The 1,077-nt window shown below is 37.5% G+C and carries 1 protein-coding gene; it reads left to right on the top strand.

The features are described from left to right. Positions 1–1,077 (top strand): type IA DNA topoisomerase (locus tag BPMYX0001_RS25375; protein WP_033799367.1); only part of this gene is annotated, 1,077 nt, incomplete at both ends.

Here is a 1,077-nt window from a genome sequence, read left to right as displayed (position 1 = left end):
CCTCATTGTGAAACGATTTATTGGGAATTTTATGCCACCGGCTATTTATTTGGTACGTGAGGCACAGTTTATAGATCGAGAGGAAAACATATACAGTACAAAAGAGAAAGTTCTTCAAGAGAAGGGATTTTTAAGCGTATTTCATGAGGACATGGAAGAAGGTTCTGTGGAAAGCTTTCAAATCCCTTTTTTATATGAGGGAGACTCGTTCCAAATCGTAAAACATGACTTAATGCAGTCGAAAACAAAGAAACCAGCATTTCATACTGAAAGCTCCATTCTAACGTTTATGGAGACCGCCGGTCGTAAATTAGATGATGACCATTTAAAAGAGCTAATGAAAGGAAAACGTATTGGGACGGTTGCGACAGAGGAGACCTTTATTCCAAAACTCGCAACGAGAAATTACATCACAGTTACCAATGGCCAAATTCGTACTACGAAAATTGGTCGTGCATTTGTAGAAAAATTTCCGATAGATGAAATCAAAAATCCAGCTTATACGGCTGAAATGGAAGGGATGATTCATATGATCGAAAAGAAGGAAATGCAATACGGTGAATTTGTGGAAAATACGAATACATTTGTAAAAGAAACAGTTGCAAAACTTGGAGAAACAGAAGAAAAAGTAGCGGATGAAATGATTTTGAATTGGAATCAACAAATTGAAGTATGCCGTTGCCCATGTAAAAAGGGGAAAATCCTTCATAAGGGCAACTTCTATGGATGTAGTAATTATCCAGAATGTGAGATCCGTATACCGAAGAAAATTAAAGAGAAAGCGATTCCTGAAGCACAAGTAAAAAAGCTGTTTGAAAGTAAGAAAACGGATCTGTTAAAAGGCTTTAAATCCGGTGAGAAAGAGTTTTCAGCGTATTTAGTATTCCGAGAAGGCAAAGTACAGTTCCAGTTTCCAACGACAGAGGAGCTGTCTCTTGGGAAGTGTCCAGACTGTAAGAAAGGGGACATTCTTCATCGAAAAACATTTTTTGGGTGCACAGAATATAAAAATGGTTGTAAGTTCATGCTGCCAGCAAAAATCAAAGAAAAAGCGATTCCCCCTTCTCAACTAAAAAA

It is taken from the genome of Bacillus pseudomycoides DSM 12442 (assembly GCF_000161455.1).
In the GTDB taxonomy this organism is placed as follows: Bacteria; Bacillota; Bacilli; order Bacillales; family Bacillaceae_G; genus Bacillus_A; species Bacillus_A pseudomycoides.
This window is presented reverse-complemented; position numbering and strand designations above follow the sequence as displayed.